Source organism: Sphingomonas immobilis (assembly GCF_030580995.1).
In the GTDB taxonomy this organism is placed as follows: domain Bacteria; phylum Pseudomonadota; class Alphaproteobacteria; order Sphingomonadales; family Sphingomonadaceae; genus Sphingomonas; species Sphingomonas immobilis.
The window spans coordinates 345596-371868 of record NZ_JAUQSZ010000001.1 but is presented as its reverse complement, the minus strand read 5'-3'; the positions used below and the strand labels follow the sequence as shown (position 1 = coordinate 371868).

At 67.6% G+C, this 26273-nt stretch carries 30 protein-coding genes; 22 read left to right on the top strand and 8 right to left on the bottom strand.

From position 1 onward, the window contains the following. Window positions 1-39: 39 nt before the first annotated feature. Window positions 40-1674 carry a M56 family metallopeptidase gene (locus Q5H94_RS01750; protein WP_304559429.1) on the bottom strand — a complete coding sequence of 545 codons (1635 nt, stop codon included), beginning with the start codon at window positions 1672-1674 and terminating at the stop codon, window positions 40-42. After that, the gene (locus tag Q5H94_RS01745; RefSeq protein ID WP_304559427.1) at window positions 1671-2039 is read right to left on the bottom strand and encodes a BlaI/MecI/CopY family transcriptional regulator; all 369 of its coding nucleotides are present in this window, start codon (window positions 2037-2039) and stop codon (window positions 1671-1673) included. The genes Q5H94_RS01750 and Q5H94_RS01745 overlap by 4 nt, the downstream gene beginning before the upstream one ends. A gap of 202 nt (window positions 2040-2241) precedes the next feature. Here Q5H94_RS01745 and Q5H94_RS01740 point away from each other — a divergent pair, with 202 nt between their 5' ends. The 12 genes from Q5H94_RS01740 (at window position 2242) to Q5H94_RS01685 (ending at window position 12162) form a co-directional block, all read left to right on the top strand. Then, window positions 2242-2949 carry a CoA transferase subunit A gene (locus Q5H94_RS01740; protein ID WP_304559426.1) on the top strand — a complete coding sequence of 236 codons (708 nt, stop codon included), beginning with the start codon at window positions 2242-2244 and terminating at the stop codon, window positions 2947-2949. Further along, complete coding sequence (locus Q5H94_RS01735) at window positions 2949-4028, top strand: 5'-nucleotidase, lipoprotein e(P4) family (protein WP_304559425.1); 1080 nt, start codon at window positions 2949-2951, stop codon at window positions 4026-4028. Before Q5H94_RS01740 ends, Q5H94_RS01735 begins: the two co-directional genes overlap by 1 nt. Before the next feature lie 15 nt (window positions 4029-4043). After that, on the top strand, window positions 4044-4679 hold the full coding sequence (locus Q5H94_RS01730) for a CoA transferase subunit B (RefSeq protein WP_304559424.1): 636 nt from the start codon (window positions 4044-4046) through the stop codon (window positions 4677-4679). Next, complete coding sequence (locus tag Q5H94_RS01725; protein ID WP_304559744.1) at window positions 4679-5557, top strand: alpha/beta hydrolase; 879 nt, start codon at window positions 4679-4681, stop codon at window positions 5555-5557. The genes Q5H94_RS01730 and Q5H94_RS01725 overlap by 1 nt, the downstream gene beginning before the upstream one ends. 151 nt (window positions 5558-5708) lie before the next feature. Beyond that, window positions 5709-6659 carry an NAD-dependent epimerase/dehydratase family protein gene (locus Q5H94_RS01720; RefSeq protein ID WP_304559422.1) on the top strand — a complete coding sequence of 317 codons (951 nt, stop codon included), beginning with the start codon at window positions 5709-5711 and terminating at the stop codon, window positions 6657-6659. 40 nt (window positions 6660-6699) lie between these two features. Then, on the top strand, window positions 6700-8139 hold the full coding sequence (gene leuC, locus Q5H94_RS01715; protein WP_304559420.1) for a 3-isopropylmalate dehydratase large subunit: 1440 nt from the start codon (window positions 6700-6702) through the stop codon (window positions 8137-8139). Between the two features lie 106 nt (window positions 8140-8245). Then, complete coding sequence (leuD, locus tag Q5H94_RS01710; RefSeq protein WP_304559418.1) at window positions 8246-8839, top strand: 3-isopropylmalate dehydratase small subunit; 594 nt, start codon at window positions 8246-8248, stop codon at window positions 8837-8839. A gap of 165 nt (window positions 8840-9004) precedes the next feature. After that, on the top strand, window positions 9005-9328 hold the full coding sequence (locus Q5H94_RS01705; protein ID WP_304559416.1) for a DUF1476 domain-containing protein: 324 nt from the start codon (window positions 9005-9007) through the stop codon (window positions 9326-9328). 2 nt (window positions 9329-9330) lie between these two features. Next, window positions 9331-9564 (top strand): BolA/IbaG family iron-sulfur metabolism protein, encoded by a 234-nt coding sequence (locus tag Q5H94_RS01700; protein ID WP_304559415.1) that lies wholly within the window; start codon window positions 9331-9333, stop codon window positions 9562-9564. Window positions 9565-9574: 10 nt separating this feature from the next. Next, window positions 9575-9907, top strand: a complete 333-nt coding sequence (grxD, locus tag Q5H94_RS01695; RefSeq protein ID WP_304559414.1) for a Grx4 family monothiol glutaredoxin — start codon at window positions 9575-9577, stop codon at window positions 9905-9907. Between the two features lie 432 nt (window positions 9908-10339). Then, entirely contained in the window at window positions 10340-11989 is a 1650-nt protein-coding gene (locus Q5H94_RS01690; protein WP_304559413.1) for a thiamine pyrophosphate-binding protein, read from the top strand. Further along, entirely contained in the window at window positions 11986-12162 is a 177-nt protein-coding gene (locus Q5H94_RS01685; protein WP_304559412.1) for a hypothetical protein, read from the top strand. Before Q5H94_RS01690 ends, Q5H94_RS01685 begins: the two co-directional genes overlap by 4 nt. Window positions 12163-12394: 232 nt before the next feature. Here the strand turns inward: Q5H94_RS01685 and Q5H94_RS01680 are convergent, their stop codons facing one another. The 3 genes from Q5H94_RS01680 to thiS all read right to left on the bottom strand — a co-directional run bounded on the left by Q5H94_RS01680 (window position 12395) and on the right by thiS (window position 14500). Next, window positions 12395-12565, bottom strand: a complete 171-nt coding sequence (locus Q5H94_RS01680) for a CsbD family protein (RefSeq protein ID WP_304559410.1) — start codon at window positions 12563-12565, stop codon at window positions 12395-12397. A gap of 82 nt (window positions 12566-12647) precedes the next feature. Next, a complete protein-coding gene (locus Q5H94_RS01675; protein WP_304559409.1) occupies window positions 12648-13493 on the bottom strand; it encodes a dienelactone hydrolase family protein in 846 nt (281 codons plus the stop codon). Further along, window positions 13493-14500 carry a sulfur carrier protein ThiS gene (gene thiS / locus Q5H94_RS01670; RefSeq protein ID WP_304559407.1) on the bottom strand — a complete coding sequence of 336 codons (1008 nt, stop codon included), beginning with the start codon at window positions 14498-14500 and terminating at the stop codon, window positions 13493-13495. The genes Q5H94_RS01675 and thiS overlap by 1 nt, the downstream gene beginning before the upstream one ends. Window positions 14501-14552: 52 nt before the next feature. Between thiS and aroQ the strand changes: the two genes are divergently transcribed. The 5 genes from aroQ (at window position 14553) to arsC (ending at window position 18749) form a co-directional block, all read left to right on the top strand. Next, window positions 14553-14987: a type II 3-dehydroquinate dehydratase gene (aroQ, locus tag Q5H94_RS01665; protein ID WP_304559406.1), complete on the top strand. Its 435-nt coding sequence runs from the start codon at window positions 14553-14555 to the stop codon at window positions 14985-14987. A 37-nt stretch (window positions 14988-15024) separates the two neighbouring features. Then, the gene (gene accB, locus Q5H94_RS01660; protein WP_304559404.1) at window positions 15025-15501 is read left to right on the top strand and encodes an acetyl-CoA carboxylase biotin carboxyl carrier protein; all 477 of its coding nucleotides are present in this window, start codon (window positions 15025-15027) and stop codon (window positions 15499-15501) included. A 104-nt stretch (window positions 15502-15605) separates the two neighbouring features. Then, entirely contained in the window at window positions 15606-16958 is a 1353-nt protein-coding gene (accC, locus tag Q5H94_RS01655; RefSeq protein WP_304559402.1) for an acetyl-CoA carboxylase biotin carboxylase subunit, read from the top strand. A gap of 229 nt (window positions 16959-17187) precedes the next feature. Next, window positions 17188-18414: an MFS transporter gene (locus Q5H94_RS01650; RefSeq protein WP_304559400.1), complete on the top strand. Its 1227-nt coding sequence runs from the start codon at window positions 17188-17190 to the stop codon at window positions 18412-18414. Continuing rightward, window positions 18411-18749, top strand: coding sequence for an arsenate reductase (glutaredoxin) (arsC, locus tag Q5H94_RS01645; protein WP_304559398.1), 339 nt, complete (start codon window positions 18411-18413; stop codon window positions 18747-18749). Before Q5H94_RS01650 ends, arsC begins: the two co-directional genes overlap by 4 nt. A 94-nt stretch (window positions 18750-18843) precedes the next feature. Here arsC and Q5H94_RS01640 read toward each other — a convergent pair whose 3' ends face one another. The 3 genes from Q5H94_RS01640 to Q5H94_RS01630 are packed head-to-tail and all read right to left on the bottom strand — an operon-like array spanning window position 18844 to window position 21108. Then, window positions 18844-19017, bottom strand: a complete 174-nt coding sequence (locus Q5H94_RS01640; protein ID WP_304559397.1) for a YegP family protein — start codon at window positions 19015-19017, stop codon at window positions 18844-18846. 52 nt (window positions 19018-19069) lie between these two features. Further along, on the bottom strand, window positions 19070-20164 hold the full coding sequence (locus Q5H94_RS01635; protein WP_304559396.1) for an NAD(P)/FAD-dependent oxidoreductase: 1095 nt from the start codon (window positions 20162-20164) through the stop codon (window positions 19070-19072). Further along, window positions 20161-21108, bottom strand: a complete 948-nt coding sequence (locus Q5H94_RS01630; protein ID WP_304559394.1) for an alpha/beta fold hydrolase — start codon at window positions 21106-21108, stop codon at window positions 20161-20163. Before Q5H94_RS01630 ends, Q5H94_RS01635 begins: the two co-directional genes overlap by 4 nt. Before the next feature lie 51 nt (window positions 21109-21159). On the opposite strand from Q5H94_RS01630, the gene Q5H94_RS01625 reads away from it, so the two are divergent. Genes Q5H94_RS01625 through Q5H94_RS01605 form a run of 5 tightly spaced genes read left to right on the top strand, consistent with a single transcriptional unit; the run spans window position 21160 to window position 26239 of the window. Then, on the top strand, window positions 21160-21642 hold the full coding sequence (locus Q5H94_RS01625) for an A24 family peptidase (RefSeq protein WP_304559393.1): 483 nt from the start codon (window positions 21160-21162) through the stop codon (window positions 21640-21642). Window positions 21643-21681: 39 nt separating this feature from the next. Further along, a complete protein-coding gene (gene cpaB / locus Q5H94_RS01620; protein WP_304559391.1) occupies window positions 21682-22674 on the top strand; it encodes a Flp pilus assembly protein CpaB in 993 nt (330 codons plus the stop codon). 1 nt (window position 22675) lies between these two features. Then, the gene (locus Q5H94_RS01615; protein WP_304559390.1) at window positions 22676-24307 is read left to right on the top strand and encodes a type II and III secretion system protein family protein; all 1632 of its coding nucleotides are present in this window, start codon (window positions 22676-22678) and stop codon (window positions 24305-24307) included. A gap of 35 nt (window positions 24308-24342) precedes the next feature. Then, a complete protein-coding gene (locus Q5H94_RS01610; protein WP_304559389.1) occupies window positions 24343-24960 on the top strand; it encodes a CpaD family pilus assembly protein in 618 nt (205 codons plus the stop codon). Window position 24961: 1 nt separating this feature from the next. Further along, window positions 24962-26239: an AAA family ATPase gene (locus Q5H94_RS01605; protein WP_304559388.1), complete on the top strand. Its 1278-nt coding sequence runs from the start codon at window positions 24962-24964 to the stop codon at window positions 26237-26239. The last annotated feature ends 34 nt before the right edge of the window (window positions 26240-26273 follow it).

The following is a 26273-nucleotide window of genomic DNA, read 5'->3' as shown; positions in this document are numbered from 1 at the left end:
GGGGTGCGCGCCGAACGCAAGAGCGCGCGCCCTCCTCCCTCACTTCGCGCGGGCGAGATCCTGCTGCAGTTCGGCGATCGACTGGTCCATTGCGCCGAGCGCCTCGGCGCGCGCCTGCCCCGCCAGGGAGGCATCCTCCGCCATGCGGGCACGCGCCGCGCGCAGGCTGTCGAGTGCCGAGGCATAGGCGCGGCGTTCGATATCCGGCGCGTTCGCCGCCATCTCCGCCGCGTGCGCCGCCATCTTCTGGATACGGTTGGTGCAGATGATGATCTTGCGGTGATCGCCCTCGTTCTGATGGATCACCATCTGCCGCCGCCCACCGTCTCCGGTGCAGTTCATGGACGCGATCTCGGGCATGTCGGGGAAGCTGTCGCTGGTGACGACCCTGCCGTCCTTGCCGACGCGAACGTAGTGGCGGCGCGTGATCCGGCCGTCGGTGGCCTCGGTATGATCCGAGGTTGCGAGTGCCTCGTCGTCGGGTGCGGGCGGGACGGGCGGTGCCGGCGGCGCGGGGACGGCGGCGGGTGCGGGCTGCGCCTGCGGAGCGACGGGGGCGAGCGGCGCGGCGGGCGCCTCGACCGAACCCGGCACGATCGGCGTGACGGGCGTCACCGGCGTCGGCGCCACGGCGGCGGCGATCGGCGCGACCGGATCGAGCCTGGCGATATCGACGCCAGTGACCTTCTTCACGCTGATGCGCATATGTTCTGCGGCCTGCGTACCCGAAGCGGTGAGCGCCAGCGCCGAGACGCCGAGCAGTGTGGCGAGGCTCGCGCCGCCGAACAGCCGGACGCGCGAGACGCGGTTGGTGGTGAGCATCCTCAGTCTCCCTTTGAGGTCGTCGATGGTGTGCAGGTGGCAGGCGGCGGACACCTGCCCGCCGTGCGCGGCCTTCAGGATCGCGCAGGCATAGGTGTGGCGGGTGATGGCGGGCCGCCCGGCGAGCACGCGGGCGTCGTTCGCCACCTCCTGATCGGCGCGGAAGGCGCGGAAGGCATACCAGGCGACCGGATTGAACCAGTGCAGCGCGAGCACCACCAGCGCGACCCAGTTGGCGACCAGATCGCCGCGCGCATGATGCCCAAGCTCATGCGCCAGCGCGAGGTCGCGCTCCTGCGCCTCGTACAGCGCGCCGAAATCGCGCGGGAAGGCGACGTAGCGGCGCAGCACCCCGAAGGCGAGCGGCCCCTTGGCGACATCGCTCTCGATCACGCGGATGCCGGCGCTGGCGTCGATCGTCGCGGCATCGGCGAGCAGGCTTTTGCAGAAGCGATTGTGCGCAAGCGTGTGCCAGATGATGAAATAGAGTGCGCCCGCGAACCACAGGAACGCGGCGGCGGGCGCGATCATCGCCCAGGACAGCAGCGGTTCGGCAGCAGCAGCGGCGGCGGTGTGCGCTGTCGCGGCGGCAGGGGCGGCATCGACGAACAGCACCGTGAACTGCTCGCTCGCCGCCTTGGCGATCGGCGTGACCGGCGTGATCGCGGCCTGCCGCCATTCCTGCGGCAGCGGCGGCAGGCACAGCCGCAGCACCGGCAGCGCCCACAGGGCATAGGCCACGTCGGGCCCGAACATCTTGCGCACCGGGCGGCGGATCGCCAGCACCAGCAGCATCAGCGCGGCGGAGGCGAGCAGCGCCTCGATCGCCCAGCCCGTGAAGCCGGCGATCACGACTTCAACCCCTTCAGCAGCGCCTCGATCTCGGCAATGTCCTGCTTGGTGATCTCGTCGCGCTCCGCAAGATGCGCGACCAGCGGGGTGAGCTTGCCGCCGAACAGCCGGTCCATCAGCCGCCGCGATTCCCCCGCGACATAATCCTCGCGCGCGACGAGCGGGCGGTAGAGGTAGCGCCGCCCGTCGGCCTCATGCGCGATGACGTTCTTGGCGAGCAAGCGGCCAAGCAGGGTCTTGACGGTATTGGCCGACCAGTCGCGCTCGGTGCCGATCCGTTCGGACACGTCTTGCGCGGTGAGCGGGGCTTCGTCCCACAGCACCTCCATCACCGTATGCTCTGCGTCACTGATGCGTTCGGCCACGACTCGCTCCCGTAATGACTACGTTTGTAATCTTCTCGATTACGTCTGTAGTCAATCCCCTGAACGGTGAATGAATGAAGGCGCGGGAACGACCCCCGCGTTCCGCGCCCGGCAGCCGATCCGGGATGACGGAAGGCGGCAGCCGGGGTTGACCATTCCACCACCCTCCCCGTATCCGCCGGACTAGCCCGGAGGACGCCCCATGCAGAAGCTCTACCCGAATGCCGCCGCAGCGCTCGACGGGCTGCTCCGAGACGGGATGATGATCTGCGCGGGCGGGTTCGGGCTGTGCGGCATCCCGGAGCGGCTGATCGACGCGATCCGCGACGCGGGCACGAAGGATCTGACCATCGCCAGCAACAACGCCGGCATCGACGGCGAGGGCCTCGGCAAGCTGCTGCGCACGCGCCAGGTCAAGAAGATGATCTCGTCTTACGTCGGCGAGAACAAGGAGTTCGAGCGGCAGTATCTCTCGGGCGAGCTCGAGGTCGAGTTCTGTCCGCAGGGCACCCTCGCCGAGCGCTGCCGCGCGGGTGGTGCCGGCATCCCCGGCTTCTACACCAAGACCGGCGTCGGCACGCAGGTGGCGGAGGGCAAGGAGGTCAAGGTGTTCGACGGAGAGGAATATATCCTCGAGCGCGGCATCCGCGCCGACATCTCGATCATCAAGGGCTGGAAGGCCGACGAGAGCGGCAACCTCATCTTCCGCAAGACAGCGCGCAACTTCAACCAGCCGATGGCGACCGCGAGCAGCATGTGCATCGCCGAGGTCGAGGAAGTGGTGCCGGTCGGGTCGCTCGACCCCGACAGCATCCACCTCCCCGGCATCTACGTGAAGCGCATGATCGTCGGCAGCCCCTACGACAAGAAGATCGAATTCCGCACCGTGCGCGAACGGGCCACGGCGTGATGCGTGTGCTGACATGCGTGCTGTGCAGCGCGGCGATGCTCACCAACGGCTGCGTCGCGATCGTCATTCCCGCGATCGCCGCGGGCACCATCGGCGGCAAGCAGATCTTCGACAAGAAGGACGACGCGCCCGAAGCGCCTGAGGTCGCGAAGAAGCCGAAAGCCCCCAAGCCACCCAAGCCCGGCAAGGTGAAGGCGGTCGGCACCGTATCGGCCCTGCCCGAGCCGGTCGCCCCGCCCCCGCCGCCGGCGGTCCCGTCGTCGATGCAATATCTCTACGGATCGGGCGAGGCGGCGGCGCTCAGCACGCAATCCTATTCGGCGCTGGTTCGCTATCTGCGCTTCACCAGCCAGATGAGCGGCGACCGCGTGACCGAGGACGTGCTCGGCTCCGTCACGCTGACCGCGCAGGCGACGCTCGCCGCGCCGACCTTCGGCACGTGCGGCAAGAAGAAGCACGCGGTCGTCCTCGACATCGACGAGACGAGCCTGCTCAACCTCGGCTTCGAGGCGGACGAATCTCAGCACACCGGGCCTTACGATCCCGCACGTTGGGAACGCTGGGAGGCGACCGGCGCCAATGCCGTCGCGGCCGTGCCCGGCGCGCTCGCCGCGATCACCGAGGCGCGCAAGCTCGGCATCACGGTGGTGTTCAACTCGAACCGCTCGACCGCGCAGGCGCAGGCCACGGTCGAGGCGCTCGACCATGCCGGGCTCGGGCCGGCCGTGCTGGGCGATACGCTGTGGCTGCGCGACGGGCCGAGCGGCAAGGACGCGCGCCGCGCCGCCATTTCCGAGAAATATTGCGTCATCGCGATGGTCGGCGACCAGCTCGGCGATTTCAGCGACCTGTTCGACGCGCCCGGCCAGACGCTGGCGCAGCGCCGCGCGCTCGCCATCTCGCCGCAGATCGCGGAGCTGTGGGGCCAGGGCTGGTTCCTGCTGCCCAACCCGGTCTACGGCGCGGGGGCCAGGGGCACGGTCGACGAGGTGTTCCCAGCCGACAAACGCTGGACCGATCCGGGTGCGGTGTCACCGGGCGGCTACCTGCCCGCCGACACCCCGCCGAGCGACAAGTAATTCAGGAGTGACGCGATGAGCTGGACCCGTGACGAAATGGCCGCGCGCGCCGCACGCGAGCTGCAGGACGGTTTCTACGTCAACCTCGGCATCGGCATCCCGACGCTGGTGGCGAACCATATCCCCGACGGCGTCGAGGTGACGCTGCAGTCGGAGAACGGCATGCTCGGCATCGGCCCTTTCCCGTTCGCGGGCGATGAGGATGCCGATCTCATCAACGCCGGCAAGCAGACGATCAGCGAGCTGCCGCAAAGCGCCTATTTTTCAAGCGCCGACAGTTTCGCGATGATCCGCGGCGGGCATATCGACCTCACCGTGCTGGGCGCGATGGAAGTCGCCGAGAATGGCGACATCGCCAACTGGATGATCCCCGGCAAGATGATCAAGGGCATGGGCGGCGCGATGGATCTCGTCGCGGGCGTCAAGAAGATCATCGTGGTGATGGAGCATACCAGCAAGAACGGCGACCCGAAGTTCATCCCGTCCTGCACGCTGCCGCTGACCGGCAAGAACGTGGTCGACATGATCATCACCGATCTCTGCGTGTTCCAGCGCCCCGATCACGCATCGCCGTTCAAGCTGGTCGAACTGGCCCCTGGCATCACCGCCGAAGAGATCGCCGCGAAGACCACCGCCGCCTACGTTTCGTGATCCTCAAGGGGATCGCGATCGGGCTGCTCCTCGTCCTGCTCGCGGTCGCCGCCGTCATCGGCTTCGTGATGATGCGCCTGTCGCCGCCGGGGCAGCTCACCTTCCTCGACGCCGTGATGGGCGGCGGCCGCGGCGCGGCGCGGCCGGGCACCGCCCTGCCCTTCGGAACGCATGGACAGAGCCTCGACGTGTGGCGCCCCGCCGGCCCGGTGCAGAAGCGGCCCGTCGTCGTGTTCTTCTACGGCGGCGGCTGGGCGATGGGATCGCGCGAGGCATATGGCTTCGCGGCGCGCGCCTTCGCCAGGCAGGGATTCGTCGTGGTCGTGCCCGATTATCGCAAGGTGCCCGACGTGCGCTTCCCCGCCTTCGTGCAGGACGGCGCCGAGGCCGTGGCCTGGACCCGCGCGCATGTCGCCGAATACGGCGGCGACCCGGAGCGGATCGCGCTCGCGGGCCATTCGGCGGGCTCGCACATCGCCGCGCTGCTGGCGCTCGACCGCCGCTACGGCGTGGCGGATGACGTGAAGGCGGTGGTCGGCCTGTCGGGCCCGTACGATTTCTACCCCTGGACCTCACCGCGCGCGATCGCGGCGTTCGAGGGCACCGCCGACAAGCCCTCCACGCAACCGATCACTTATGCGCGCGCCGATGCGCCGCCGATGCTGCTCGTCACCTCCACGGGCGATACCGAGGTCGAGCCGAAGAACGCGATCAACCTGACGAAGCGGCTGAAGGCCCTCGGCGCGAAGGTCGCGTTTCGCGACTATCCGGGGCTCAGCCACGAGCAGGTCGTGATGGCGCTGTCGGTGCCGTTTCGCGGCAAGGGCCCGGTGCTGGCGGACGCGAGCGCGTTTCTGCACGAGCATCTGGACCAATAAAGCGAAACCTGATCCCCAGCGAAGGCTGGGGTCCAGTCGCGACCGGCCCGTAACTGGACCCCAGCCTTCGCTGGGGATCATGTAAGGCTGGTTGCAGTGGCTTGAGTGCGATTCGGCACTAACGGTGGTTTGAGGATCAGGGTTTAGGCCAATGCGGATATTACTCACCGGATCGTCGGGCTGGCTCGGCCGCTATCTCTCGCTTCGCCTCCGCGCCGACGGCCATGACGTCACCGGGCTCGACGTCGCGCCGGGCATCGATACGCAGGTAGTCGGTTCGGTCGCGGACCGCGCGCTGGTCGACCGCGTGTTCGCCGACCACGGCATCGAGGCGGTGATCCACGGCGCGGCGCTGCACAAGCCCGATATCGTCCGCTACCCGCGCCAGGCCTTCGTCGACGTCAACGTGACGGGCACGCTCAACCTGCTTGAGGCCGCCGTCGCGCACAAGGCGAGCCGATTCCTCTTCACCTCCACCACCTCGCTGATGATCTCCAGCGCCATCCGCGAGGCGAAGGGCGACGCGGCGGTGTGGATCGACGAGAGCCTCGCCCCGCTCGAGCCGCGCAACGTCTACGGCGTCACCAAGCTCGCCGCCGAACAGCTCTGCCGCCTGATCCATGCCGAACACGGCCTGCCCGTCCTGATCCTGCGCACCGGCCGCTTCTTTCCCGAGGACGACGACACGCACCTGACGCTCGGTGGCGAGAACATGAAGGCCAACGAACTGCTCCACCGCCGCCTGACGGTGGAGGACGCCGCCGAGGCGCATGTGGTGGCGCTGGAAAAGGCGCCCGAGACGGGCTTCGGCACCTTCATCCTTTCCGCCCCCACACCGTTCGCGCGGGAAGACGTCGCCGCGCTCAAGAGCAACGCGCCGGCGGTGATCGCGCGGTACTTCCCCGATGCGGCCGCGCTCTACGCCGCGCGCGGCTGGCGGCTGCCCGCGTCGATCGATCGCATCTACGACGCCTCCCATGCCGAGCGCGTCCTCGGGTTCCGTTGCCGCACCGGCTTCGCGGAAGTGCTGGCGGCGATGCGCGAGGGCGCGCCGCTGCCGGTCGCGCACGACGCCAGCTATACCTCTCCGAAAGAATACTGAGGTTGCAGGGCGGCTCACTTTGGTTAAGAGCGCGCGGGCAATGGCCAATCCGCAGACCCTCTACGAAAAGATCTGGAACGCGCACGTCGTCGAGAAGCGCGACGACGGCACCTGCCTGATCTACATCGACCGCCACCTCGTCCATGAAGTGACGAGCCCGCAGGCCTTCGCGGGGCTGCGCGCCAACGGCCGCGCGGTGCGCCGCACCGACCTGACGCTGGCGGTGCCCGACCATAATCTGCCGACCACCCCGCGCGTCGATGCACAGGGCAACGAACTGCCGATCGCCGACAGGGAAAGCGCGACGCAGCTCGCAACGCTGCGCGCGAACGTCGCCGAATTCGGCGTGCCCTATATCGATGCGCTCGCCGCCGAACAGGGCATCGTCCATGTCGTCGGCCCCGAACAGGGCTTTACCCTGCCCGGCACCACACTCGTCTGCGGCGACAGCCATACCGCCGCGCACGGCGCGCTCGGGGCGCTCGCGTTCGGCATCGGCACGTCCGAGGTCGAGCATGTGCTGGCGACGCAGACGCTGCAGCTCGCGCCGTCGAAGTCGATGGAGATCCGCATCGAGGGCCCGCTCGGCCCCGGCGTGACGCCCAAGGACGTGATCCTCCACGTCATCGGCAGGATCGGCGCGGCGGGCGGCACAGGCTATGTCATCGAATATACCGGCTCGACGATCCGCGAGATGTCGATCGAGGGGCGGCTGACCGTCTCGAATATGTCGATCGAAGGCGGCGCGCGCGCCGGCCTGATCGCGCCCGACGATGTGACGTTCGCGTATCTGAAGGGCCGTCCCATGTCGCCGACCGGCGCGGAGTGGGATGCCGCCGTCGCGTGGTGGCGCGGCCTCGCGAGCGACGCCGGTGCCACCTACGACCGTACCGTGCTGATCGACGCGACCGAGATCGTGCCGTCGCTCACCTGGGGCACGTCCCCCGAGGATGTCGTGCCGATCACCGGCGTCGTGCCCGACCCGGAGAGCTTCGCCGACGCCTCGAAGCGCGCCGCCGCGCGGAAATCGCTCGATTACATGGGCCTGACGCCCGGCACGGCGATGACCGACGTCACCGTGCAGCACGTCTTCATCGGCAGTTGCACCAACAGCCGCATCGAGGATCTGCGCGCCGCCGCCGTCATCGCCGACGGCCGCCATGTCGCGCAGGGCGTGCGCGCGCTGGTCGTGCCGGGCTCGGGCCTCGTCAAGCGGCAGGCCGAGGCGGAAGGGCTCGACCGCATCTTCGTGGACGCAGGGTTCGAATGGCGCGAGCCCGGCTGCTCGATGTGCCTGGCGATGAACCCCGACAAGGTGCCCGCCGGGGAACGATGTGCTTCCACTTCCAACAGAAATTTCGTAGGGCGGCAGGGGCCGGGTGCGCGGACGCATCTGGTTTCTCCGGCGATGGCGGCCGCGGCCGCGATCAACGGCCGCCTGAGTGACGTCCGCCAGTTCGTTTCGGGGGAAACACGATGAAGCGCGTACTCGTTCTGTTGATCATGGGCACCGTTCTCAGCGGCATCGCCGCCTATGCCGCCACCGCCCGCCCGACGCCCGGCGCGGGAACACCGACGCCGCGCTGATGCAGCCCGTCAAGCAGGTCTCCGGCCGCGCCTATCCGTGGGGCGCGAAGAACGTCGACACCGATGTCATCATCCCCGCGCACTGGCTCAAGACCGTCACGCGCGAGGGGCTCGGCAAGGGCGCATTCGAGACGGTGCGCGCCGAGCCCGGCAACATCTTCGACGATCCGCGCTACGCCGGTTCGCCCGTCCTGATCGCGGGCGACAATTTCGGCTGCGGGTCGAGCCGCGAACATGCCGCCTGGGCGCTCGCCGATCTGGGCATCACCGCCGTCATCGCGCCGAGCTTTTCCGACATCTTCTCGGGCAATGCCTTCAAGAACGGCATCGTCACCGTCGTCCTGCCGCAGGACGCGATCGACCGGCTGATCGAGGTGGCCAAGACCGATCCCGTCACCGTCGATCTCGAGACGATGACGGTCACCACGCCCTTCCAGGATCGCTTCGGGTTCGACCTCGATCCGTTCCGCCGCCAGTGCCTGATGGAGGGCCTCGACGAGATCGGCCTGACGCTGGCGCGCGACGCGGCGATTTCGGGCTATGAGGCGAAGGTCGCGGGCGAGCGGCCCTGGCTGGCCAAGCGCGCGGCCTGACTCAAATCCGTTCGGGCTGAGCCTGTCGAAGCCCTGCCCTTTCTCGGGCCAAGCAGGACAGCCCTTCGACAAGCTCAGGGCGAACGGAGGGGGGATGCACCCCCTTCCCTAAACCCGTGCCCCGCCCTATCTGCTAGCGAAGACGCAAGACAGCTGGGAGCCGACATGACGACCTTCGACGATCGCGAACGCGCATTCGAAACCAAATTCGCGCGCGACGAAGAGATGGCGTTCCGCATTACCGCGCGCCGCAACAAGCTGCTCGGCCACTGGGCGGCCGATCTGATGAAGCTGACGAAGGAAGAGGCCGACGCTTATGCGACCGCCATCGTCCATGCCGATTTCGAGGAAGCCGGCGACGATGACGTGGTGCGCAAGCTGCTCGGCGACCTGACCGCCGCCGGCGTCGATACCGACGAGAGCAAGATCCGTCACGCGATCGCCGACCAGACGGTCGAGGCGCGCCGCCAGTTGATGGGCAGCGAATAACCATGCCGATGGCGGGCCACGAGATCGAGGCGCTGATCGTCGCGGCGATCCCTGACGCGCGCGTCGAGATGACCGATCTCGCCGGCGACGGTGATCATTGGGCCGCGCGCGTGACATCGGAGACTTTCCGGGGTCTGCCCCGCCTCAAGCAGCAGCGCGCGGTCTATGCCGCGCTCGGCGAGCGGATGGGCGGCGTACTCCACGCGCTCCAGCTCACCACCGCGATCCCTGAGTAAAGGACCGAGTATGACCGACGATACCAACGCCCGCCTTGCCGAAATGGTCGCCGCCAACGACGTGCTGCTGTTCATGAAGGGCAGCCCGCTGTTCCCGCAATGCGGCTTCTCCAGCCGCGCGGTGTCGATCCTCAATCACCTCAACGTCGAATTCGGCAGCGTCGACGTGCTGCAGGATCAGGCCGTGCGTCAGGGCATCAAGGCCTTCTCCGACTGGCCGACCATTCCGCAGCTCTACGTGAAGGGCGAATTCGTCGGTGGCTCCGACATCATGATGGAAATGTACGAGAGCGGCGAGCTGGAACAGCTCCTGGTCGACAACGGCCTGGTCAAGGCGGAGTAATGCGCCGGGTGACTTTGGTCGCCCCCTCTTCCCGTTCGTCCTGAGCGAAGTCGAAGGACGTGATCGAGGCGACACCGCCTGTGAACACGTGCTTCGACTTCGCTCAGCACGAACGGGTTTTGTTTATCCGGGGAATTTGAAAGGGCCGGGTGCGGGCGGGCCGATCGCGCCAGTGCTGCTGATCGGCCCGCCCTGCTGAAGCGCGAACGCTCGGCATATCTTCACTGTTGCAGCCCGCGTGCCAGTTTCCCGCACCCGCGCATTTCCGCGCCTCATGGTGGTTAACGCAAATTTTCGCGGGCACCGAGTGTAAGCAATTCCGACAATTTTACCCTTCCCGTTCGGGCTGAGCCGGTCGAAGCCCTGCCCTTTCTTCGTGCCAAGAAAGACAGCCCTTCGACAAGCTCGGGGCGAACGGTTTAAGGTTGGCATATGACCGATCCGACTCCCCGCACCGGCGGCCGTATCCTGGCCGATCAACTCCTCGCGCAAGGCTGCGACCGGATCTTCACCGTGCCGGGGGAGAGCTTCCTCGCCGTGCTCGACGCGCTCTACGACACGCCCGCGATCGATCTCGTCGTGTGCCGGCAGGAGGGCGGCGTCGGCTTCATGGCGTGCGCGGACGGCGCGCTGACCGGGCGGCCGGGCATCGCCTTCGTCACGCGCGGGCCGGGCGCGACCAACGCCAGCATCGGCGTCCATGTCGCGCGGCAGGATTCGCAGCCGATGATCCTCTTCATCGGCGACGTCGACCGGGGCACGCGCGACCGCGAGGCGTTCCAGGAGATCAATTTCGAGGCGATGTTCGCGCCCATCGCCAAATGGGCCGCGCGCATCGACGACGCCGCGCGCATCCCAGAATATGTCGCGCGCGCCTATGCTGTCGCGATGAACGGGCGGCCGGGTCCGGTCGTGCTCGCGCTGCCGGAGGATATGCTGAAGGACGTGGTCGAAGCGGTCGACCGCCCGCGCGTCGAAAAGACTCCGCAGGCCTGCGACGAGGCGAGCATCGACCACCTCTGCGACCTGCTCGTCACCGCCGAGCGCCCGCTCGCGATCGTCGGCGGCGCGGGGTGGGACGTGAATGCGTCGGTCACTTTCGCCGACTGGGCCGCGCGCGTCGGCCTGCCGGTCGCCGCCGCCTTCCGCCGGCAGGATGCCATCGCCAACGATTGCCCGGTCTACGCCGGCAATCTCGGCTACGGCCCCAATCCGAAGCTCGTCCAGCGCGTGAAGGATGCCGACCTGCTGATCGTCGCGGGCCCCCGGCTCGGCGAGGCGACCACCGACGGCTATACGCTGATCACCCCCGAGCATCCCGGCCAGCGCCTCGTCCACGTTCACCCCGATGCGAACGAGCTCGGCATGACCTATCGCACCGATCTGCCGATCTGCGCGACGATGGCGGAGTTCGCCGAGGCGCTGGTGCTGGCGGAAGGCCCGCTCCACCCCCACGGCGCGGAGGCGCATGCCGAATACCGCGCTTGGTCGACCCCCGCCCCGCGCCCCGCGCTCGATCTCGATCTCGGCCCCTGCGTGATGGACATGCGCGACCTGCTGCCGCCCGATACGATCATCTGCAACGGTGCCGGCAATTACAGCGGCTGGTGGCATCGCTACTGGCGCTATGCCGGGCCGGGCACGCAGCTCGCGCCGACGGCGGGCGCGATGGGCTACGGCGTCCCCGCCGCGACCGCCGCCGCGCTGCGCCATCCCGAGCGCACCGTCGTGGCGCTGGCGGGCGACGGCTGCTTCCTGATGAACGGGCAGGAACTGGCGACGGCGGTCGCGCACGGCGCGGAGATGCTGGTGCTGGTGATCGACAACAGCGGCTACGGCACGATCCGCATGCACCAGGAGCGCGACTATCCCGGCCGGGTAAGCGGCACGCGCCTGCAGAACCCGGATTTCGCCGCACTCGGCCGCGCTTATGGCTGCTGGGCGGAGACGGTGGAGACCACCGAAGACTTCGCCCCCGCCCTCCAGCGCGCACTGGCCGAGCCCGGCGTGCGCCTGCTGCACCTCAAGACGGAAATGCGGGCCATCACGAGCGGAGCAATGCTGGCGGAAGAGGCGGAATGAAGAACGGCCAGTGTTGTTTTTGTTCGAAGCCTGTCGAAGAAGCGGGACTCGATCCCTGCACGCTATCGATAGCCACGAATGGCGAGGGCAATCAGTCCTGGCCCTGCCATGTCGCCTGCTATCTGGAGCGTCTTGGCGATCTGCCTTACGGCCGTGAGCTGTTTGAAGATTAGAGTAGACGATAAGGTTTCTGCGGCAAGCTAACCCAAGGAAATCGTCATTCCGGACTTGATCCGGGATCCATCGTGTGGCGCGCACCCGGCCAAAACCGGCAATGCGCTCGTACAGCCATGGGCCCCGGATCAAGTCCGGGGTGACGGTCTTTCTACCGGTCGCGGCAAAAAATTAGCCGCCCCGGTTTCCCGGAGCGGCTGCTCTCCTAAGCTCTCACGGCTTATATTTGGGTCAGATATCGTCGCCGAGCAGACCCTTGACCTTGCCCTTGAGCTGTTCGCCCTTGCCCTTCAGCTCCTGATCGGCGCCTTCTTCGCGCTTCACGGGATCGTCGGACTGCTGCTTCGCCTTGCCGACGGCTTCGTTGATGTTGCCTTTGATCTTGTCGACGAGTTCGCCCATGATTCAATCTCCTGCGGGTGCTTCGCGCGCCCTTGCGAAAAGAACGGGCGGACGCCGTTGCGGTTCCCGCATGACATGGATTTCACGGTGCGACCCGGCGCAGAAATCCCGTCACCGCGCTCCAACTGTCCTCCGCCCCCTTCGGGTTCTTCGACGCGTTGAGCGTGGAGGAACCATGCACCCCCGCCTTGGGGATGAACTGCGTCGCGCGGCCGCCCGGCACGGCATGAGCGATCTTTGCCGCCTCGGCGACTTCCCGCGCGTCGCTCGCCGAGGTGACGAACACCGGCACGGTCAGCTTCGTCGCCGCCGTCTCCACCAGCGCCTTGTCGTCGAAATATTCGCCCGGAGAGAAGGCAAGCACCGCCTTCACCTCGGGGTTCCGCGCGGCGAGCGGAAACGCCAGCGACGACGAATAGCTGCTGCCCCATACGATGATCGGCAGCTTCTGCCGCTTCGCCCAATCGACTGCCGCCTGCAGATCGGGCTCGGCCGAGAGATACGCCGCGCTCTCGGGCTGCGGCTCCCGCGTGCCGAGCGCCTTCACCGTCGCGTTCGGCCCGTAGAGATCGCCGCCGGACCGCTGGTCGATCGCCAGCGCGTCATAGCCCATCTTTGCGAGGCGCGGCCCGATGTCGGCATATTCGCCCTTCCCCGATCCCGCCTGATGGAACAGCAGGATCACCGCCCTGGGCCGGTCGGCGCGGTAGTCTGTCGCGAACACCTTGACCCCGTCCGCCGCCGTCAGCGTGACCGGGCGTTGCGCCTTAATCGTCAGCGGCAGGTGCGACTTCGATTCAAGCGCTTCCGACAGCGTATTCTTCATGGCGTCGCCGACAGCGCCGGCCGGGAGATCGACCGTGACCGTGTGCGGCTGCGGATCGCACGCGGCCAGCGCCAGCAGCGCCAGCGCCGCCGCCCCGCGCATCAGATCAGGCCCGCCAGCGGGCTGCTCGGATCGGCATAGCGCCGCTTGCCCATCCGCCCCGCCAGATAGGCGAGCCGCCCCGCCTCGACCCCCGCCTTCATCGCGGCGGCCATCATGATCGGATCCTTGGCCTCGGCGATGGCGGTGTTCATCAGCACGCCGTCGCAGCCGAGCTCCATCGCCGCCGCCGCGTCGCTCGCCGTGCCGACGCCCGCATCGACCAGCACCGGCACGCCCGCGCCCTCGACGATCAGGCGGATCGTCACTTGATTTTGTATTCCCAACCCCGAGCCGATGGGTGCGCCCAGCGGCATGATCGCCACCGCGCCGACATCCTCCAGCCGCTTCGCCGCGATCGGATCGTCCACGCAATAGACCATCGGCAGGAAGCCTTCCTTGGCCAGCACCTCGGTCGCACGCAGCGTCTCGACCATGTCGGGATAGAGCGTCTTGGCCTCGCCCAGCACCTCCAGCTTCACCAGATCCCAGCCGCCCGCCTCGCGCGCCAGCCGCAGCGTGCGGATCGCGCTTTCGGCATCGAAACAGCCGGCGGTGTTGGGCAGGTACGTCACCTTCTTGGGGTCGATGAAATCGGTCAGCATCGGCGCCTTGGGGTCGCTGACGTTGACGCGCCGCACCGCGACGGTGACGATCTCCGCGCCCGACGCTTCCAGCGCGGCGGCGTTCTGCGCGAAATCCTTGTACTTGCCGGTGCCGACGATGAGCCGCGAGCGGAACGTCCGGCCCGCCACCGTCCAGGTGTCGGCGACCGGCGGCTTGGCATGGTCGCCGCCGCCGACGAAATGGACGATCTCGATCTCGTCGCCATCCTCGACCATCACGCCCGCCAGCGTCGAGCGCGGCACGACGACGAGGTTGCGCTCGACCGCGACCTTTTCAGGCGCGAGGCCGAGGTCGGCGGCGAGATCGGCGAGGCTAATGCCGGCGCGCACCCGGCGATGCTCGCCATTGACGCGGATCGAGAGAGTGGAGTCGGTGGTCTGCATGGTGAAATCGGATATAGGAGCTAAAACCCGCGCGCCATACCGAAAGGCCAGCATGACCGACACGATCTACGTCCTCAACGGCCCCAACCTCAATCTGCTCGGCACGCGCGAGCCGGAAATCTACGGGTCGGACACGCTCGACGACATCGCCGGGCAGCTCGAGGACCGTGCGCGCGATCTCGATCTCGCCATCGACATGCGCCAATCGAACCACGAGGGGCATCTGGTCGACTGGCTGCACGAGGCGCAGGCGGAGGGCGCGAAGGCGGTGATCCTCAACGCCGGGGCCTTCACGCACACTTCGGTCGCGCTGCACGACGCCATCAAATCGATCAAGACGCCGGTGATCGAAGTGCATCTTTCCAACCCGCACACGCGCGAGGAATTCCGCCACAAGAGCTTCGTCGGCATGGCCGCCAAGGGGAGCATCGCGGGCTTCGGCGCGTTGTCCTACACGCTGGCGCTTGAAGCGGCGGCGCGATTCTGACAGGACGCGCGCCAAATAGCAGGGAAAACAGGGTCGCATGACCGATAACACGAATACCACCGATCCGATGCGGATCGACGTCGATCTGGTCCGCCAGCTCGCCGAAATGCTCGACGATACGGGCCTCACCGAGATCGAGGTCGAGGACGGCGACCGCCGCATCCGCATCGCGCGCAAGGCCGCGGCCGTCAACGCCGCGCCGGTGCAATATGCGGCGGCTCCTGCCCCCGTCGCGGCAGCCGCCCCGGTGGCGGAAGCGGCACCGACGGTGGTCAGCAACGCCAACGCCGTCAAATCGCCGATGGTCGGCACGGCCTATCTCTCGGCCGAACCCGGCGCGAAGCCGTTCGTGTCGGTCGGCGACCGCGTGTCGGCGGGCCAGACGCTGCTGATCGTCGAGGCGATGAAGGTGATGAACCCGATCCTCGCGGCATCGGCGGGCACCGTGAAGGCGGTGCTGGTCGAGAACGGCCAGCCGGTCGAATTCGACCAGCCGCTCGTCGTGGTGGAATGATCGCAACCACGCCTTCCCTTTTTCCGTTCGCCCTGAGCGAAGTCGAAGGGCGTGTTCCGGGCACGTGCTTCGACTGCGCTCAGCACGAACGGGTGTGAGCGAAAATGCCTGAAATCAAGAAACTCCTCATCGCCAATCGCGGCGAGATCGCGCTGCGCATCCACCGCGCGTGCCATGAAATGGGCATCCAGACGGTGGCGGTCCATTCGACCGCCGACAGCGACGCGATGCACGTCCGCCTCGCCGATCAGGCGATCTGCATCGGCCCGCCGGCGGCCGCCGATTCCTATCTCAACATCCCCAACATCATCTCGGCGGCGGAAATCTCGGGCGCGGATGCGATCCACCCCGGCTACGGCTTCCTTTCGGAGAACGCCAAGTTCGCCGAGATCGTCGAGGCGCACGGGTTGATCTTCGTCGGCCCCAAGCCCGAACATATCCGCACGATGGGCGACAAGATTGAGGCGAAGCGCACCGCCGGCGCGCTCGGCCTGCCGCTCGTTCCGGGCTCGGACGGCGCGATCAGCGACCTCGAGGAGGCCAAGGCGATCGCCGCGAAGGCAGGCTACCCCGTCATCATCAAGGCAGCATCCGGCGGCGGCGGGCGCGGCATGAAGGTCTGCACGTCCGAGGAGCAGCTCGAAACGCTGATGGCGCAGGCCGGCAGCGAGGCGAAGGCCGCCTTCGGCGACGCCACCGTCTACCTCGAAAAATACCTCGGCAATCCGCGTCACATCGAAATTCAGATCTTCGGCGACGGCAACGGCAACGCCATCCACCTCGGCGAACGCGACTGCTCGCTGCAGCGCCGCCACCAGAAGGTGCTGGAGGAGGCCCCCTCGCCCGTCCTGTCGACCGAGGAGCGCAACCGCATCGGCGGCATCTGCGCCAAGGCGATGGCCGACATGGGCTATCGCGGCGCGGGCACGATCGAGTTCCTGTGGGAAAACGGCGAGTTCTACTTCATCGAGATGAACACCCGCCTGCAGGTCGAACATCCCGTCACGGAGGCGATCACCGGCCTCGATCTGGTGCGCGAACAGATCCGCATTGCCGAGGGCCATCCGCTCACGCTGCGGCAGGAAGACGTCGTGTTCCGCGGCCACGCGATCGAGTGCCGCATCAATGCCGAGGATCCGCGCACCTTCGCGCCGTCGCCCGGCCTGGTGAAGATGTTCCACGCCCCCGGCGGCATGAACGTGCGCGTCGATAGCGGGCTGTATGCGGGCTACCGCGTGCCGCCCTATTACGACAGCATGATCGCCAAGCTGATCGTCTACGGCACCACCCGCGCCGGCGCGATCCGCCGCCTGCGCCGCGCGCTGGAGGAGTTCGTGATCGAGGGCCCGACGACGACCATCCCGCTCCATCAGGCACTGATCGAGAACCCCGACTTCCAGGAAGGGAACTACACGATCAAGTGGCTGGAGGAATGGCTCGCGAAGCAGGACGGCTAGCGCGCTTACTCGTCACCCCGGCCTTGAGCCGGGGTGACGAGTTGGGGCTGTCCTACATCACCATAGTCTGCGACGATGGTAACATTGCGATGAACAAACGGCGCGGCCCGTCACTTCAACGACCGCCCGAAGACCTGCCGATCAGTGTGACCTTAGTGTGACTTTCCGAACGCGCTTGTCACCGCGCCGCCCCCACCCCTAGACTGTCCGGCGTATCGAGGGGCAAGGCATGAGCGTCATCACCGAACTCAAGACGCTCACCCCGTCGCAGCGCAGCTCGATCTGGGCGAGCTATCTCGGCTGGACGCTCGATGCGTTCGATTTCTTTCTGATGGTGTTCATGTTCTCCGCCGTCGCGAAGGAATTCGGCACTGACGTGAAGGCCGCAGCCGAAGCCTCGTTCTTCACGCTCGCCGCGCGGCCGTTCGGGGCGTTTTTCTTCGGGCTTCTGGCGGACAGGTTCGGGCGGCGGCCGGTGATGATGATCGTCATCCTCGCCTTCTCGGGCTTCTCGGTCCTCTCCGCTTTCGCGTGGAGCCTGACGTCGCTGTTCGTCATCCGCGCGCTGTTCGGCTTCGCGATGGGCGGCGAATGGGGCATCGGCGCGAGCCTCGTCATGGAGAGCATCCCGCCCAAGCTGCGCGGGCCGGTGTCGGGGTTGTTGCAGGGCGGCTATCCGTCGGGCTTCTTCCTCGCCAGCCTCGTGTTCTATCTGCTGTTCGACCATATCGGCTGGCGCGGCATGTTCCTGGTCGGCGTGCTGCCCGCGATCCTCGTCTTCCTGATCCGCATGCATGTCGACGAGAGCCCGGCGTTCGAGGCGCGCAAGGCCAAGGCGCGGATCAACCCGCTGGCGGAGCTGGCGCGGAACTGGAAGATCGCGGCCTATCTCGTCGTGCTGATGACGGCGTTCAACTTCCTCAGTCACGGCACGCAGGATCTCTACCCGACGTTCCTGAAGGAACAGCACAAGCTCTCCACCCAGACCGCCGGCCTGATGGCGATGGTAATGAATGCGGGCGCGATCGTCGGCGGGATCAGCTTCGGCATCTGGTCGGAGACGATCGGGCGGAAGCGCGCGATCATCATCGCCAGCCTGTGTGCGTTGCCGGTGATCCCGCTCTGGGCCTTCGCCTCGACGCCGCTGATGCTCGGTCTCGGCGCGTTCCTGATCCAGGTCTGCGTGCAAGGCGCTTGGGGCATCGTGCCCGTTCATCTCAACGAGCTGTCGCCGGGCGCGGTGCGCGGCATGTTCCCCGGGTTCGCCTATCAGCTCGGCAACCTCATCGCGTCGCGCAATGCTGTCCTCCAGGCGGGGATTGCCGCCGATCATGGCGGCAATTACGGGCTCGCGCTGGCGATCGTCGCGGGGATCACCGTGATCGTGATCGTCATCTGGACGGCGCTCGGACCAGAGCGGCGCGACGTGGATTTTCTGGAGGAAGCGCGCGCATGAAGGCGACGATCTGGCACAACCCGCGCTGCTCGAAATCGCGCCAGGCGCTGGCGATCCTCGAAGAAACGCCGGGCGTCGAGGTCGAGGTGATCGAATACCTGAAGACGCCGCCGACGCGCGCGACGCTCGCTGCGCTCTACGCCGCGGCCGGGATCACCCCGCGCGAGGGGATGCGCAAGGGCGAGGACGCCGCCAAGCCGCTGAAGGACGCGGACGACGATGCGATCCTCGACGCGATGGTCGCCGAACCGATCCTGATCGAACGCCCGCTGGTGGAGACGCCGAAAGGCGTCGTCCTCGGCCGCCCGCCGGAGAAAGTGCGGGAGATATTATAACCGTCGCCCCGGCGAAGGCCGGGGCCGCTGCGGTGTCGGCGAGCCGTCGCCTCAGTCCCAACGGCCCCGGCCTCCGCCGGGGCGACGTTGCGGCTCAGGCCTCTTCGACCGAGGCGCCGGGACCGTTCTTGATCACCGATGCGATCGCATTGCGAGCTGCTTCCTTGCTCGAATAGCCTTCGGTCCAGAAGATCGTTTCGGCGTTGTATTTGAACTTGGCGACATATTCGCCGGCCTTGTTCTGCTCGATCACGAACTTGTGCGTCATGTCGTCGGGCCTTTCGCTGGGAACCGCCGCCAGATTAGCGGGGCGCAGAGCGTTACGCCAGCGGTCCGAAACGGCCCGGCGCATAACGGGCCGGATCGATCGCGGCGACCGACGCATCGGGTGCGGTCCGCAGCAACAGCGCCGCCGCCAGCGCCGCGCCCGCAGGCGCGGTCTGGATGCCGAAGCCGCCCTGCCCGGCACACCAGAAGAACGCGGGCACTTGGCAGTCGTAGCCGTAGACCGGCAGACGGTCCGGCGCGAAGCTGCGCAAGCCAGCCCAGCGCCGCTCGAGCTTCGTCACGCGCCAGTCGACCACCTGCTCGAAGCGGTCGATGGCGATGGCGACATCGATCTCCTCGGGCTGAACGTCGTGCGGATCGACCGCCGTCTCGTCGTGCGGGCTCAGCCATAGCCGCCCGCCCGCCTCGGGCTTGAAGTAGAAATTGCCGGAGATGTCCGCGACGTGCGGCAACTCGGCGGGTGCCGCGGGATCGGTCGCGAGCTGGACGAGCGTGCGGCGATAGGGCTGCACGCCGATCGGCGCGGCCCCGGCGATGCGCGCGACCGGATCGGCCCAGGCACCCGCCGCATTGACCAGCACACCCGCGCGGAAGCGATATTCGCCTGTCGCGACGACCCAGTCGCCCCCCTCCCGCACCGCCGAAGCGAGCGGCGCGCGCAGCAGCAATTCCGCGCCCGCCCGCCGCGCATCGGCGAGGTAGCGCGCATGGAGCGCCGCGACGTCGATATAGGCGCTGCTCGCCTCCATCACGCCGAGGCTCCAGTCTGGCCGCAGGCCCGGCACATGCGCGGCGGGATCGACGCGCTCCAGCGTTACCCCGCTGCCTTCGAACTCCGCAAGGAACGCCTCGATCGCCGCCACGTCCGCTGCGCGGCCGATATGCAGCGAGCCGAGCGGCTCCAGAAACCCGCCGTCGTGCAGGAACGGGCCCGACGCCGTCGTCAGCGGCTGTACGCCCGAACCGCCATAGGTCTCGGACCAGAATGCCGCCGACCGCCCCGTCGCGTGATAGCCCGCGACCTCCTCCGCCTCGATCATCACGACGCTGGCACGCGCGCCGATTGCGGCGGCGAGGCTCGCGCCCGCCATACCCGCGCCGACGATGGCGATGTCGTAGCGCTTCACGCCCGCGCGCCCGTATGCACGTCGAAAAAGGCATCGATCTCGCCAATCGCCACGTCGCGTACGCCATCCGCCTCACGCAGCAATTCGTGCGCCGCCTCGCGCCCGAAGCGCACGACCTTGGCATCCGGCAACCGCGCCGCCACCCGCAGCGACGCGCGCGTCGACACCAGCCGGTCCTCCTCCGCGACCAGCATCAGTACCGGCGTCCGCACCTCGGCCAGCCGCGAGTCGCGCTGCAACGCCCTCGTCGATGCGAACGCCTCGGCCAGCCAGCGCCAGCTCGGCGGCCCGATGGCGAGATCGGGATGCGCGGTCTGCCAGAAAATCTCGTCCTGATAGCGATCGACATCATGCGTCAGCAGCGCCTGCCGCGTCTCGGTGGTCGCGGGGATGACGTTGGCGCGCCACGCCGGGCGCCTGGGGTTGCCGATACGCGCGGACAGTCGCGCGACGCGCTCGCCCAGCGCCTCGCCAACCGGGCTGCGCAGGCCCAGCATCGGCGCGACCAGCACGAGCGCATCGGGCTCCGCACCACCCTCCACCACCGCGCGCAGCACGAGGTGCCCGCCCATCGAATGGCCGACCGCCACGCGCGTACCCGGCGACTCCGCCGACCATTCCGCCCAGAAGGCGCGAAAGTCGGCGATGTAGTGCGCGAAGTTCTCGACATGCCCAACATGGGTATCGTCGCCGAGCCGCCCCGATCCGCCCTGCCCGCGCCAGTCAAACGCAGTGATCGACCAGCCCCGCGCTTGCCAGTGCGAGAACGCTTCCAGATACTTTTCAAAGATGTCGCCGCGCCCTGTCTGGAACAGCAGACTGCCGCGCGCGTGCCCTTCCGCCGGCCAGTCGAAGCGGCGGTGCATCCATCCGTCGGGCGCGCGCCACTGCGTGATCCGCGCCGCCGACGGAATCTCGCGCCGGTAAAGGGGGGGAGAAGCCATCGCCGGCTTGGTTACGTTTTCGCAAGCCATTCCGTCTAGGGGCTATGTCCCATGGGCGGGACTCTCTTGGCTACGGCACTTTTGTGCGCGCTGATGGCGCTGCTGGTTTCGGCCGGCATCCAGGATGCGCGCACCCGCGAGATCGCCAACTGGAAGAACGTCGTCATCGGTTTGCTCGCCCCGCTGTGGTGGGTCGCAAACGGAATGCCGGTATGGCCCGACATGCTGATCCAGATCGCCGTCGCCAGCATCGTCTTCGGTTTCTTCGTCGGCATGTTCTTCATCGGCCAGATGGGCGGCGGCGACGTGAAGATGATCGGCGCGCTCGCGCTCTGGTTCCCGCTGAGCCTGCTCGTGTGGATGCTCGCGGTGATGTCGATCGCGGGCGGCGTGCTCACCATCGTCATGATGATCGAGCGGAAAATCCTAAAGAAAACAACGCCGCTGGAAACGCCGTACGGGCTCGCGATCGCTTTTGCGTCGCTGCTTGCGGTGCGTGAACTCCTTTTTAACCACTTTGGTGTGATTGCTTAACGCCGGTTCAATACCGGGCGTCCGAAAGGCCTGACTGAGATGGATAGTCGCAAGATCATATTGCTGGTGGGTGCGCTGGTTGTCGCAGCCGTCACAGCGTTCATGGCCCGCAGCCTTGTCGCGGGATCTGCCGCGCCACAGGCGGCAGCGGCCATTGTCGCGCCCGCCGCACCGGTCGGCCCGGAAGTGCTCGTCGCCACCAAGTCGCTGCCGCTCGGCACGATCCTGGATGCGACCGCGCTGAAGTATCAGCCGTGGCCCAAGGAGCTGGTCGAGAACGTCTATTTCATCAAGGGCACGAAGGACGACGTGAAGTCGCTCATCGGCACCGTGGTCCGCACCCCGATCACCGCCGGCCAGCCGATCACGCAGGGCACCATCGTGAAACCCGGCGATCGCGGCTTCCTCGCCGCGGCTCTCGGGCCGGGCATGCGCGCCGTCACCGTGCCGACGCCGGGTTCGAGCAGCGTCTCGGGCTTCGTGTTTCCGGGTGACCGCGTCGACGTCGTGCTGACGCAGACCGTCCCCGGCGCCAGCGGCCCGCCGCTCAAGGTTTCCGAGACGGTGATGCGCAACCTGCGCGTCCTCGCCACCGACACGCGCACCGACAACACGGTCAACCCCGACACCGGCAAGACCGAGGTTCGCGGCTTCAACAACGTCACGCTCGAAGCGACGCCGCGGATGGCGGAGCAGATCGCCGTCGCGCAGACGCTCGGTTCGCTCTCGCTCTCGCTGCGCAGCCTCGCCGACAATGCGTCGGAGCTGGAGCAGGCGATCGCCCGCGGCGACGTAAACGTGCCGGACAGCAAGGATCCCAAGGCCGAGAAGGCCATGATCACCAAGGTCGCAGGACAGCCGTCGATCGGCAACTCGACCTTCTCGACGGGTGCGGACGTGTCGCGCTTTCAGCGCCGCACCGTGCCGAACCAGAGCGACAATGCGTCGGGCACGCCCGGCGCGGATGGGCCGGTCGTGCGTGTCGCACGCGGCAACAACGTGACCGCGGTTGCGGTCGGGGAGAAGAAGTAGGATGAACATCCTCTCGAAATCGATCGGCTGGCCGCTGGCCGTCGCACTCGCAGCGGGCACCGCCGCAGCGACGCCGCCCCGCAAGGCCGCGCCGAAGCCGAAGCCCGCGCCGGCCGCCTCCATCCAGGGTGGGGTCATCCAGCTGAGCACCGGCCGTGGCCGCCTCATCAACCTGCCGCGCCCGATCTCCGACGTGTTCGTGGCCAGCGACGCGACGGCCGATGTCCAGGTCCGTTCGCCGACGCAGATCTACGTCTTCGGCAAGGGCGCGGGCGAGACGACCATCTCCGCGACCAACAAGGCCGGCGGCGTGGTGTTCTCGGCGACGGTTCGTGTCGGTAACAACTTCGACACGATCCAGACGATGTTGAACCTGGCGATGCCGGATTCGCACATCGTCGCGACGACGATGAACGGGCTGGTCCTGCTGACCGGCACCACCGCCGCCCCCGGCGACGGTGCCGAGGCAGAGCGCCTCGTCCAGGCCTATGTCGGCCAGGGCACGCAGGTGATCTCGCGCCTGAAGAACGCGACGCCGCTGCAGATCAACCTGCAGGTGCGCTTCGCCGAAGTCAGCCGCAGCTTCGTCAAGAACATCGGCGTGAACGTGCAGACCTCGCGCGCGCCCGGCTACGTCGGCCAGCCCGGCGTGATCAGCAGCAATTCCGGTAAGGCCGGCACCATCACGTACGCGCCGCGTACCGATCCCCTTACGGGTCAGGTGATGATCGGGCCGGACGGTCTGCCGCTTCAGACGGTGACGTCGACGCCCGCCGCAAGCGCACAGCGCGCGGCGCTCGCGCTGGCCGGTCGCGCCTTCGGCGTCGATCTGCTCGCGCAGCTCGAACTCGGCGAACGCGACGGTCAGGTGACGACGCTCGCCAATCCGAACCTCACTGCGCTCTCGGGCGAAACCGGCACCTTCCTCGCCGGTGGTGAGCTTCCGATCCCGATGAGCCAGGGCCTCGGCGCGGTCTCGGTCGAATACAAGCAGTACGGCATCAGCCTCGCCTACACGCCGACCGTGCTGGGTGACGGCCGCATCTCGCTGCGCGTCCGCCCGGAAGTGTCGGAACTCGACTACGCAAACGCCGTGACGATCGCCGGAACCACGGTTCCGGGCGTTACCACGCGGCGGACCGAAACGACGGTGGAACTGGGCTCGGGCCAGAGCTTCATGATCGCGGGCCTGCTGCAGAACAAGCACAACAACACGATCGACAAGACCCCCGGCGCGGGCGACTTGCCCGTGCTCGGCGCGCTGTTCCGCTCGAATGCGTTCCAGCGCAACGAGACCGAGCTGGTCATCGTCATCACGCCGTATCTGGTGAAGCCCGTCAACGCGAGCGACATCGTCCTGCCGACCGACGGCTACAAGGCTCCGACCGATCTCGGCCGTGTCCTGATGGGTCAGCTCGAAACGGGTATGAACGGCGGCAAGCGTCCGGTTCCGACGATGGCACCGCCGGTCACGGCGTCGCCGGCGATCGGCGCGGTCACACCCGGCCCGCTCGCCCCCGCGCAGGCGCCCGTTGGCGGCCATGACCGTGCGGCGACCGACAAGATCCTTCCGCGCGATCCGAAGCCCGCCCAGGCGGCCGCTGCGGTGACGCCCGGCTTCGATATCAACTGATGTTTTCCGCGAAGGATTTGCCCATGCGCAAAAACATGATCCTGGTTGCCCTCGCCACGCCCGCGCTGATGCTCGGCGCGTGTACGGGCGGCACGCAGAACCGCGGCCTCGAATCGGTCCACCAGCCGGTCGTCTCGCGCACGGATTTCGTGTTCGACGTGAACGCCAGCCGTAACGGCCTCGCCCCGGGTGAGGCACAGCGCCTGAGCGGCTGGCTCGCCTCGCTGAAGCTCGGCTACGGCGACCAGGTCGCGATCGACGATCCCAATGCCTATGGCCCCGGCGCGCGCGACGTGGTCGCGGCGCAGGTCGCCCGCTACGGCCTGCTGCTGTCCGAGGATGCGCCGGTTTCCGGCGCGCCCGTCGCACCCGGAACCGTCCGCATCGTCATCAGCCGCATGAAGGCGAGCGTCCCCGGCTGCCCCGACTACAGCCGCGCGACCCAGCCCGAGTTCGAGAGCAACACCAGCTCCAACCACGGCTGCGCGATCAATTCGAACCTCGCGGCGATGGTCGCCAGCCCGGCAGATCTGGTCCGCGGCCAGACCGGCAACGGCGTGACCGACGCTGCCGCCGCGAGCAAGGCGATCGATGCATTCCGCAAGCAGACGCCGACCGGCGCCGGCGGCCTGAAGTCGGAGGGGACCAAATAACATGAACGCTCCTTTCAACCCCCCGCGCGCTGGCCTCCGCGAGCCGTTCGTCGCCTATGTCTGCGACGAGACGACGGCGGAGGCGATCCGCGCCGTCACGTCCGAAATGGGCTGGGCGCCTGAAAAGGTGAACAAGGGCGGTCTGCGCAACGCCGTGCAGTCGCTGTCAGTCTCGGCGAGTCCTCAGATCCTGCTGGTCGACCTGTCGGAAAGCGGCGATCCGCTCAACGACATCAACGCGCTGGCCGAAGTCTGCGAGCCCGGCACCGTCGTGATCGCGGCGGGCCAGGTCAACGACGTGCGCCTGTACCGCGATCTCGTCGTCAGCGGCATCCAGGATTATCTGCTCAAGCCGCTCAACCCCGACATGCTGCGCGAGGCGTTCACGCACGCGCAGGCGATCTTCAACGCGCCGAAGGTGACCGAAGAAGTCAGCGGCCGTCCGCACATCTCGACCGCGTTCGTCGGCGCGCGCGGCGGTGTGGGCGCCTCGACCATCGCGACGTCGATCGCGTGGCTGCTGAGCGAAAAGGGTCCGCGCACCACCGCGATCCTCGATCTCGACGTGCATTTTGGCACCGGCGCGCTGGCGCTCGATCTCGAGCCGGGCCGCGGCCTGACCGACGCGATCGAGAACCCGAGCCGCATCGACGGCCTGTTCATCGAACGCGCAATGGTGAAGGCGGGCGACAATCTTTCGGTGCTGTCGGCCGAAGCGCCGATCAACTCGCCGATCATGACCGACGGTGCCGCTTTCTACCAGTTGCAGGAAGAAATGCGGGCAGCGTTCGAATGCACGATCGTCGATCTTCCGCGCGGCATGCTGGTGCAGCATCCGCACCTCGTCAGCGACGTGCAGGTCGCGGTGATCGTCACCCAGCTCACGCTGGCGGCGGCGCGCGACACGATCCGCCTGCTGTCGTGGATGAAGACCAACGCGCCGGGCACGCAGGTGTTCGTCGTCGCCAATGCTGCGCACCCGACCGCGCAGCTCGAGATCAACCGCAAGGATTTCGAGGGCTCGATCGAACGCAAGGTCGATCACATCATCCCCTTCGACCAGAAGACCGCAGCGCAGGCCGCCAAGCTCGGCAAGACGCTGGCCGAGGCAGGCAAAGGCTCCAAGACGGTCGCCCCGCTGCTCGCGCTCGCGCAGCAGATCATGGCGATCGGCGATGATGTCGAGGCCACGCCGGCCAAGAAGAAGGGCTCCGGCGGTGCCTCGCTGCTCGGCAAGTTCGATCTCAAGTCGATGATGCCGGGCAAGAAGAAGAAATAATGGCGCCTCAGCGCGCCGTCATGAAGGGACCAAC

Bases quoted from the DNA above. Each gene is read 5' to 3' on its own strand.
- Q5H94_RS01610 (WP_304559389.1), top strand. From the start codon at position 24,343: ATGATCCTGGTTGCCCTCGCCACGCCCGCGCTGATGCTCGGCGCGTGT.
- Q5H94_RS01740 (WP_304559426.1), top strand. From the start codon at position 2,242: ATGCAGAAGCTCTACCCGAATGCCGCCGCAGCGCTCGACGGGCTGCTC.
- leuD (WP_304559418.1), top strand. From the start codon at position 8,246: ATGCAGCCCGTCAAGCAGGTCTCCGGCCGCGCCTATCCGTGGGGCGCG.
- Q5H94_RS01650 (WP_304559400.1), top strand. From the start codon at position 17,188: ATGAGCGTCATCACCGAACTCAAGACGCTCACCCCGTCGCAGCGCAGC.
- cpaB (WP_304559391.1), top strand. From the start codon at position 21,682: ATGGATAGTCGCAAGATCATATTGCTGGTGGGTGCGCTGGTTGTCGCA.
- Q5H94_RS01700 (WP_304559415.1), top strand. From the start codon at position 9,331: ATGCCGATGGCGGGCCACGAGATCGAGGCGCTGATCGTCGCGGCGATC.
- arsC (WP_304559398.1), top strand. From the start codon at position 18,411: ATGAAGGCGACGATCTGGCACAACCCGCGCTGCTCGAAATCGCGCCAG.
- Q5H94_RS01615 (WP_304559390.1), top strand. From the start codon at position 22,676: ATGAACATCCTCTCGAAATCGATCGGCTGGCCGCTGGCCGTCGCACTC.
- accC (WP_304559402.1), top strand. From the start codon at position 15,606: ATGCCTGAAATCAAGAAACTCCTCATCGCCAATCGCGGCGAGATCGCG.
- aroQ (WP_304559406.1), top strand. From the start codon at position 14,553: ATGACCGACACGATCTACGTCCTCAACGGCCCCAACCTCAATCTGCTC.
- grxD (WP_304559414.1), top strand. From the start codon at position 9,575: ATGACCGACGATACCAACGCCCGCCTTGCCGAAATGGTCGCCGCCAAC.
- accB (WP_304559404.1), top strand. From the start codon at position 15,025: ATGACCGATAACACGAATACCACCGATCCGATGCGGATCGACGTCGAT.
- Q5H94_RS01640 (WP_304559397.1), bottom strand. From the start codon at position 19,017: ATGACGCACAAGTTCGTGATCGAGCAGAACAAGGCCGGCGAATATGTC.
- Q5H94_RS01730 (WP_304559424.1), top strand. From the start codon at position 4,044: ATGAGCTGGACCCGTGACGAAATGGCCGCGCGCGCCGCACGCGAGCTG.
- Q5H94_RS01630 (WP_304559394.1), bottom strand. From the start codon at position 21,108: ATGGCTTCTCCCCCCCTTTACCGGCGCGAGATTCCGTCGGCGGCGCGG.
- Q5H94_RS01675 (WP_304559409.1), bottom strand. From the start codon at position 13,493: ATGCGCGGGGCGGCGGCGCTGGCGCTGCTGGCGCTGGCCGCGTGCGAT.
- Q5H94_RS01690 (WP_304559413.1), top strand. From the start codon at position 10,340: ATGACCGATCCGACTCCCCGCACCGGCGGCCGTATCCTGGCCGATCAA.
- leuC (WP_304559420.1), top strand. From the start codon at position 6,700: ATGGCCAATCCGCAGACCCTCTACGAAAAGATCTGGAACGCGCACGTC.
- thiS (WP_304559407.1), bottom strand. From the start codon at position 14,500: ATGCAGACCACCGACTCCACTCTCTCGATCCGCGTCAATGGCGAGCAT.
- Q5H94_RS01680 (WP_304559410.1), bottom strand. From the start codon at position 12,565: ATGGGCGAACTCGTCGACAAGATCAAAGGCAACATCAACGAAGCCGTC.
- Q5H94_RS01735 (WP_304559425.1), top strand. From the start codon at position 2,949: ATGCGTGTGCTGACATGCGTGCTGTGCAGCGCGGCGATGCTCACCAAC.
- Q5H94_RS01605 (WP_304559388.1), top strand. From the start codon at position 24,962: ATGAACGCTCCTTTCAACCCCCCGCGCGCTGGCCTCCGCGAGCCGTTC.
- Q5H94_RS01720 (WP_304559422.1), top strand. From the start codon at position 5,709: ATGCGGATATTACTCACCGGATCGTCGGGCTGGCTCGGCCGCTATCTC.
- Q5H94_RS01685 (WP_304559412.1), top strand. From the start codon at position 11,986: ATGAAGAACGGCCAGTGTTGTTTTTGTTCGAAGCCTGTCGAAGAAGCG.
- Q5H94_RS01705 (WP_304559416.1), top strand. From the start codon at position 9,005: ATGACGACCTTCGACGATCGCGAACGCGCATTCGAAACCAAATTCGCG.
- Q5H94_RS01625 (WP_304559393.1), top strand. From the start codon at position 21,160: ATGGGCGGGACTCTCTTGGCTACGGCACTTTTGTGCGCGCTGATGGCG.